General features: G+C 71.2%; 10 protein-coding genes. 4 read left to right on the top strand and 6 right to left on the bottom strand.

The features are described from left to right. Positions 1-508, bottom strand: a 508-nt coding sequence (locus CQZ88_RS30930) for a winged helix-turn-helix domain-containing protein (protein WP_374703822.1), incomplete at its 3' end; no start/stop codon positions are given. 171 nt (positions 509-679) lie between these two features. Here CQZ88_RS30930 and CQZ88_RS11960 point away from each other — a divergent pair. Next, positions 680-1246 carry a mismatch-specific DNA-glycosylase gene (locus CQZ88_RS11960; protein ID WP_043799234.1) on the top strand — a complete coding sequence of 189 codons (567 nt, stop codon included), beginning with the start codon at positions 680-682 and terminating at the stop codon, positions 1244-1246. 12 nt (positions 1247-1258) lie between these two features. Here CQZ88_RS11960 and CQZ88_RS11955 read toward each other — a convergent pair whose 3' ends face one another. Next, the gene (locus CQZ88_RS11955) at positions 1259-1594 is read right to left on the bottom strand and encodes a DUF1330 domain-containing protein (RefSeq protein ID WP_029542324.1); all 336 of its coding nucleotides are present in this window, start codon (positions 1592-1594) and stop codon (positions 1259-1261) included. Positions 1595-1722: 128 nt separating this feature from the next. On the opposite strand from CQZ88_RS11955, the gene CQZ88_RS11950 reads away from it, so the two are divergent. Beyond that, positions 1723-2514 carry a helix-turn-helix domain-containing protein gene (locus CQZ88_RS11950; RefSeq protein WP_006933920.1) on the top strand — a complete coding sequence of 264 codons (792 nt, stop codon included), beginning with the start codon at positions 1723-1725 and terminating at the stop codon, positions 2512-2514. A 90-nt stretch (positions 2515-2604) separates the two neighbouring features. Continuing rightward, positions 2605-2820, top strand: coding sequence for a hypothetical protein (locus tag CQZ88_RS11945; RefSeq protein WP_006933918.1), 216 nt, complete (start codon positions 2605-2607; stop codon positions 2818-2820). Between the two features lie 10 nt (positions 2821-2830). Here CQZ88_RS11945 and CQZ88_RS11940 read toward each other — a convergent pair whose 3' ends face one another. After that, positions 2831-3355 (bottom strand): 2'-5' RNA ligase family protein, encoded by a 525-nt coding sequence (locus CQZ88_RS11940; protein ID WP_006933916.1) that lies wholly within the window; start codon positions 3353-3355, stop codon positions 2831-2833. Positions 3356-3390: 35 nt separating this feature from the next. Further along, positions 3391-4146, bottom strand: a complete 756-nt coding sequence (locus CQZ88_RS11935; protein ID WP_044475769.1) for a CPBP family intramembrane glutamic endopeptidase — start codon at positions 4144-4146, stop codon at positions 3391-3393. A 292-nt stretch (positions 4147-4438) separates the two neighbouring features. Here CQZ88_RS11935 and CQZ88_RS11930 point away from each other — a divergent pair, with 292 nt between their 5' ends. Then, positions 4439-6136 (top strand): fumarate hydratase, encoded by a 1698-nt coding sequence (locus CQZ88_RS11930; RefSeq protein ID WP_102799793.1) that lies wholly within the window; start codon positions 4439-4441, stop codon positions 6134-6136. Between the two features lie 96 nt (positions 6137-6232). Here CQZ88_RS11930 and CQZ88_RS11925 read toward each other — a convergent pair whose 3' ends face one another. Then, the gene (locus tag CQZ88_RS11925; protein WP_050034852.1) at positions 6233-6655 is read right to left on the bottom strand and encodes a hypothetical protein; all 423 of its coding nucleotides are present in this window, start codon (positions 6653-6655) and stop codon (positions 6233-6235) included. Positions 6656-6747: 92 nt separating this feature from the next. Next, positions 6748-7137: a hypothetical protein gene (locus CQZ88_RS11920; protein WP_050034851.1), complete on the bottom strand. Its 390-nt coding sequence runs from the start codon at positions 7135-7137 to the stop codon at positions 6748-6750. Positions 7138-7316 lie beyond the last annotated feature (179 nt).

The raw sequence follows: 7316 nt of genomic DNA, 5'->3' as shown, positions 1-7316 counted from the left end.
CCGCGACGGGGAGCCGTTCGAAGCCCTCGTCGGGGAGCTCGGCGACGGCGGCGAGCACGGGCTCGCGCCACAGCTCGGGATCCTCGGGGGCGGCCGCGAGGGTCACCACCTGCGCGCGCGACGACGCGTTGCGCACGAGCCGCTTGCGCCGCTTCTCCGCGGTGTATGCCACCTGCAGGGGCTTGATCTCGGATTCCTGCACCGCGCGGCCGCGGTCGGTGACGCTCCACACGCCGCGACGGGTGTTGGCGAGCAGCCCCATGCCCTTGAGGTAGGTGCGCGCCCAGCCGACCCGGTACTCGATCTCGGTGACCGGCCCGTCGCCGTGCAGTACGGACCGCGCGGCCTCGGACAGACCTTCGCGCGCGATGACGGCCTTCTCGAGCTCCTCGATCGAGGCCGAGCCTCCGAGCCCGATCAGCGCCTGCAGGGTGGGCCACAGCAGATCCGTGTACGGCGGTAGCGCCACCTCGCGGCCGGACGAGTCTCCGACGGGGTTACCGATCACGTTCCGGCGCTGCACACCTTCCCCTATCGTTTCGGCCCTGCTCGCCGCGGCTGTCCGGTCCCGCCACGACGCGCATTTCACCCTAGCCGATGGGCGCGGGCGCGATGGCGGCCACACTCCCCGGGCCCGGCACTGCCGGGGCCGGCGGCGCCGCTCGCTACCGTGGGGCGGGTGGGATTCACGCGCGCCGAACTCGAACGCTTCCGTGACGCGGTGGTGCCCGATTTGATCGGGCCGGACTGCCGACTGCTGTTCGTGGGCATCAACCCGGGCCTGTGGACGGCGGCGACGGGTGCGCACTTCGCGCGGCCCGGCAACCGCTTCTACCCGGCGCTGCTGCGGGCCGGCATCCTGCTCCGGCCCATCGACCCCACCTCGGGGATGAGCGAGGAAGACAGGGCCCACCTGATCGAGCGGGGCGTCGGGATCACCAATCTCGCGCCGCGCGCCACGGCCCGCGCGGACGAGCTCACGGCCGAGGAACTGCGGGCCGGGGCGGTGCGGCTGGCCGAGGTGGTGGCGCTGCACCGGCCGCGGGTGGTGGCCGTCGCCGGCATCACCGCGTACCGGTCGGCGTTCGGGCACCGGAAGGCCGTCGCGGGGCTGCAGGCGGAGACGCTCGGCGGGGTGCCGGTGTGGGTGGTGCCGAATCCGAGCGGGCTCAACGCCCACGAGACGGTGGACACCCTCGCCGAGGCGTATGCGGCGCCGGCCCGCGCGGCCGGGATCCTGCGCTGAACCGCGGACGGATCAGCCGCGTCCCACCTTGGCGAGGTAGTCCCTCGCCCGGTATCCCGGCGGCACGCCGTCGACGAGGATCGCCGAACTGTCGGAGTGCTCGGTGCGCAGCGGCAGAATCGCCTGGTAGGCCGGCGACCGGTACCAGGCGCGGGCCTGCTCGAGGTCGGGGAACTCGACGACCACGACGTGGCCGGGCCACGGTCCCTCGTGAACCTCGGGTTCGGCGCCGTGGACGACGAACCTGCCCCCGTACGGCGTGAAGGTGTCGTCGATCTCCTCGAGGTAACGGACGATCTCGGGGCCGAAGTCGACGGAACGCAGATGGGCGATCGCGTAGGCGGTCATGGGGTCCTCCCGGTCGGTCGGTGGCGGCGGTGTGCCGCACACCGACGAGACTGCCGCGCTCCGGTGCCCGAATCGATTACCCGGCAGGTAATGGCCGCCCTTCCCACTCCGCGCCTACGGTGACGGGCATGACCACCGTGCACGAGGAACCCGTCGGAGTGCTGCTGCGGCACTGGCGCGAGCGTCGCGGCCTGAGCCAGCTCGCGCTCGCCAACCGGGCGGAGGTCTCGGCGCGGCACGTGAGCTTCCTCGAGACCGGCCGGTCGCGGCCGACCCGCACCATGCTGCTGCGCCTGGCCGATCAGCTCGACATCCCGCTGCGGGAGCGCAACTCGCTGCTGCTCGCGGCCGGCCTGGCCCCCGCGTATCCGGAGCACCGACTCGGGGACGTGCCGATGGCCGCGGTGGCCGACGCGATCGAGCGGATCCTGGCGTCGCACCGGCCGTATCCGGCGCTGGTGGTGGACCGGCACTGGACGATGGTCGACGCCAACGACGCCGTGGTGGGACTGCTCGACGGCTGCGCGCCGCGGCTGCTCGAGCCCCCGGTGAACGTGCTGCGGGTGACGCTGCACCCGGAGGGCATGGCGCCGCGCATCGCCAACCACGGCCAGTGGCGGGCGCACCTGCTGACACGCCTGCGGCACCAGCTCGCCGCGACGGGCGACCCGGTGCTGCGACGGCTGCACGCCGAACTGGCCGCCTACCCGTGCGACGACGGCCACGACGCCGAGCTCGACCCGGCCGGCGCCCACGCCCTGGTGGTGCCGCTGCGGCTGCGCACCGACGACGGCGAGCTGTCGCTGTTGAGCACGACGACGCTGTTCGGCACGCCGCTGGACGTCACCGTCGCGGAACTGGCGATCGAGGCGTTCTACCCCGCCGACGAGACCACCCGCCGTCTGCTGGGGAGCCGATGACCCGGATCGGCGAACCGGTGCCGCGAAGGCCCGCTCGGGAGTAACGTCCGCCCCGAGACCTGTCCCGTCCCGCACCGGAGGGCATCGATCATGAGCAGGAAGAAGTGGTGGGTACTCGAGGGCCCGGAGAGCGGGTTCTCGCTCGAGGAGCGCGCGACGGGAGACCTCGTCCTCGTCAACACGCAGACGTCGGAGGAACACACCCTGCACGGCTACGTGTGGAAGCACGCCCCGCACTTCGGAGTGCAGATCATGGGCGAGGGGCCCCCGCCCTACGGCAAGTGGGTGGAGAACCCCGAGGAGTGAGCGACGTCGGTCACGGGACCCGCCGCAACGGACGGCGCTCCCCCGTCGTGGTGTCGATCAGTGCCGCGCCGGACACGGCGGTTGCGAGGGGCAGCACGTCGTAGACGGCCGCGGCCACCCGCGGCAGGTCGTCCAGCCGTGCGCGGGGGCTGAGGGTCAGGTGCGGGGTCCATACGCCCGGACGGTAGTGCTTGTGCAGGTCCGCGCCGGTGGCGGTGACGGTGTCGACCACACGCTGCTGGCGCCGCAGGAGGTCGGCGGTGGGGGCGGGCGCGAGCCAGATCCGTCCGCGCCGGAAGGCGCCCAGGCCGTCGGAGTAGAGGGTCAGCGGCCCGCCGTCGGGCAGCGCCTCGAGCGCGGCCGTCACGTCGTCGACGTCGTAGCTGCGCAGCACCGCGTACGACAGGTGCGGCACGTGCCGGCCGTGGGTATGGGTGAGCAGCGTCGGCACACCGAGATCTTCGAGCCGGGCCCACAGCTGTTGCAGGGCGCGCCGGGCGGCGGCGTCGAAGAGCAGGCAGACCGCGAGTGCCATCAGCGCACGGTACCGCGGTGACGGTTCGCCGGCGGTCAGTTCAGGGTGGCGTGCCAGACCAGGGCCGCGGCCAGGGCACCGGCGCCGTTGAGCGACCAGTGCAGGGCGATCGGGGCGATCAGGCTCCCGCTGCGGCGGCGCAGCCAGGTGAAGACGAATCCGGCGGCCGCGGTCGCCACGACCGCTCCGGCGATGCCCAGTACCTGTCCCCACAGGCCGCCGCCGAGGACGCCGCTGAGCCCGCGGTTGCCGTTCGTGAGCCCGAGCGACGAGGCGATGTGCCACAGGCCGAACAGCAGCGATCCGGCGGCGAACACGCCGCGCGCACCCGAGACACGTTCGAGCGTGCCGTGCAGCACGCCGCGGAACGCGAGTTCCTCGGGGATGACCGTCTGCAGCGGGATGACGATCATCGATGCGAGGAGCGCGCCGGAGATCGTGGCGTAGCGGTCGGACAGGAAGAACTGCCGGGTCGGGGGCAGCGCCACGCCGACGGCGATCACGGCCAGCACGATCCCCGCGGCGCCCAGCGCGTAGAGCGAACCGGACCGCCAGTGGCGCGGCGAGAGCCCGAGTTCGGACCAGCGCATGCCCCGGCGGCGCATCAGCGCGACGAGCACCACGGCCGCGATGGGCACCGTCGCGATGCTGGCCCACACGGTGGTGAAGTGCGCGATCAGGTTGGTGGCGACGAGGACGACCACCACGACGGCGACGTCGAGCCAGGCGTGGGCGCCGCGAAGCGATCCGCGGTGCGCAAGTGCCGTCGTCGGCACGGTCTCGGTACTCAATGTGTTCTCGAACTCCCGCTCTCGGGTCTGTCGGAAGCGGTGCCCTCCGGGTACCCGATGCTCTCCGAGTACCCGTTCCTGTGCCGTACGAACCATCCATACCAGTGTACGGATCGCGTGCCGCCGGGGCCGTGACCGGCGCCACAGCGACGGCCGAATTCGGTAGTGACGCAGGTCACGACGGGTGCGGGAGCGGATTGCGTCACACGCCCCGGCGTCGGGGCGCCGTGTCGCCCGGACTAGCCTTGTCGCGAACATCAGCCCCGCTGTCCAGGACAGTTCAGGAGAAGAAATGGCCGACTTCCTCTACGAGGACCTGCTGCCGATCGGGGAAGACCCCACCGAGTACCGGCTGCTGACCACCGAGGGGGTGTCCACCGTCGAAGGACCGGGCGGCCGCACCTTCCTGCAGGTCGAGCCCGAGGCGCTGCGCCTGCTCACCGAGACCGCGCTGCACGACATCCAGCACTACCTGCGCGCGGATCACCTGAAGCAGCTCGCAAGCATCCTCGACGACCCGGAGGCGTCGGACAACGACAAGTTCGTCGCGCTCGATCTCCTGAAGAACGCCAACATCGCCGCCGCCGGGGTGCTGCCGATGTGCCAGGACACCGGCACCGCGATCGTCATGGGCAAGCGCGGCCAGCACGTCCTCAGTCCCGGCAACGACGAGGAAGCCATCGCCCGCGGCGTGTACGACGCGTACACCCGGCTCAATCTGCGGTACTCGCAGAACGCTCCCCTCACCATGTGGGAGGAGAAGAACACCGGCTCGAACCTGCCGGCGCAGATCGAGCTCTACGCCGACACGGCGGCCGGCCACGAGAACGCCTACAAGTTCCTGTTCATGGCCAAGGGCGGCGGATCGGCCAACAAGTCGTACCTGTACCAGGAGACGAAGGCGATCCTGAACCCGGACTCGATGATGCGATTCGTCGAGGCCAAGATCCGCTCGCTCGGCACCGCCGCGTGCCCGCCGTACCATCTCGCGATCGTCGTCGGCGGCACCTCCGCCGAGTTCGCCCTCAAGACCGCCAAGTACGCCTCGGCGCACTACCTGGACGAGCTGCCGAACGAGGGCGCGATCACCGGCCGCGGCTTCCGCGACCTCGAGCTCGAGGAGCAGGTGCTCGAGCTGACCCGCAAGATCGGGATCGGCGCGCAGTTCGGCGGCAAGTACTTCTGCCACGACGTGCGTGTCATCCGCCTGCCCCGGCACGGCGCGTCGCTGCCGGTGGCGCTGGCCGTGTCCTGCTCCGCCGACCGGCAGGCGAAGGCGAAGATCACCCCGGAGGGCGTGTTCCTCGAACAGCTCGAGTTCAACCCGGGCCGCTTCCTGCCCGAGATCACCGACGCCCAGCTCGACGCCGAGACCGAGGGCGTGTCGGGCACCGGCAAGGGTGCCGCGGTGAAGATCGACCTGACGCGGCCGATGCCGGAGATCCTCGCCGAACTGTCCAAGCACCCCGTCAAGACCCGGCTGTCCCTCACGGGCCCGCTCGTCGTCGCCCGCGACATCGCGCACGCGAAGATCAAGGAACGCCTCGACGCCGGCGAGGGAATGCCGCAGTACCTGAAGGACCACCCGGTGTACTACGCCGGGCCGGCCAAGACGCCGGACGGCATGGCCTCCGGTTCGTTCGGCCCCACCACGGCCGGCCGGATGGACTCCTACGTCGAGCAGTTCCAGGCCGCGGGCGGCTCGATGGTCATGCTCGCCAAGGGCAACCGCTCGCAGCAGGTCACCGACGCCTGCAAGAACCACGGCGGCTTCTACCTCGGCTCCATCGGCGGGCCGGCCGCGCGCCTCGCACTCGACTGCATCAAGAAGGTCGAGGTTCTCGAATACCCGGAACTGGGTATGGAAGCGGTGTGGAAGATCGAGGTCGAGGACTTCCCGGCGTTCATCGTCGTGGACGACAAGGGCAACGATTTCTTCGCCGGCACCGGCGAGGTCACCCTGACGATCGGCAAGCGCCCCGGCCTGTAGGCGGCTGCGCCGCCGGTGCGTCCTTTGGGCTGTCCCAGCAGCCCGAAGGACGCACCGGGATGCTGCGGCGCCGGACGAGCCGACGCATCCGGTCGATCAGGCCTCCGACGGGCCGGACTTCTCCGGTTCGCCGGTGGCGGGGTAGTCGAGCAGCGACTGCTGCAGACGGGACCACTGATGGGCCAGACCCTGCAACGGCGCCAGCGACTTTTCGACCACCTCCAACTGACGGTCGAACGCCGACAGTTGTGCCTGCAGCGCCTGCACCGATTTTCGCTGCGCGTGCAGCTGCTCGACGAGTGCGTCGAACTCGGTGAGGACGGGTGGCACGAGCTCCATCACCTGCCGAAGAGAGCCGAGCATCCGGTTCGCGGGCGCGGACAGGGGCTCGGGAATCGCGCCGAGGGCGTCGCTCCCGATCGACCCGACCGCGTCCGCCACGGCGCGGGTCCTCTCCAGCAACTCCTCCATCGCGGACCCGAGCAGTCCGAATCGACGGGTCTCGCCTTCCTCCGCCATCGTCACCCTCCTCCGGACCACGGTTCGGTCCCGATCCGATCATGCCCCCCGGGCACCGTCTCGGCAGCCGAACCCCGTCGCGGCGGGCTCCCTCAGGCCGCGGGGGTGTCCGTGCGGGAGAGCACGGCGGGCGCCTGCGCGACGAGGCCCTGCAGAAAGCGGACGACGGTGCCGGCCGCCGGAGCGTCGTCCGGCGTCAGCATCGCGCACAGCGTCCGGTAGCTGCCCGGATCGAGTTCCGGCTGCGCCCGGAACTGCGCCGTGAGCGGCACCGTGAACGCGATCGTCCGGTCCCGCGAACGGATGTCGAGCGTCGGTCCACCCACCGCCGCGGTCAGCCGGACCTCGAACCGGTTCGCGCCCACGGTGTGCACGAAGCCCACGGTGCGCACGTTGGCGCGTGCCATCTGCCGGTAGAGCGGCCGCAGTCCTCCGAGGACCATCGACGGAAGCGTGACGGCACCGGAGCCGGCGGCGAACATGAGCGCACTCCTTTTCGTTCGGGGCCGTCACCACGCGGGCGACGACCCTCCGACGCATTATCTGGAATGATTCCAGAAAATGCGGCGGGGGGCAACGTCGCGGTCGTCACCACTGCGCGCCGGCCACCTGCTTGACCGTCGCGTTGAGCCGGTTCCACACGTTGATCAGCGAGATCTGC

The organism is Rhodococcus sp. ENV425 (assembly GCF_002887785.1).
Lineage (GTDB): Bacteria > Actinomycetota > Actinomycetes > Mycobacteriales > Mycobacteriaceae > Rhodococcus > Rhodococcus aetherivorans.
The sequence above is the reverse complement of the archived record's forward strand: the minus strand, read 5'-3'. Positions and strand labels throughout refer to the sequence as shown.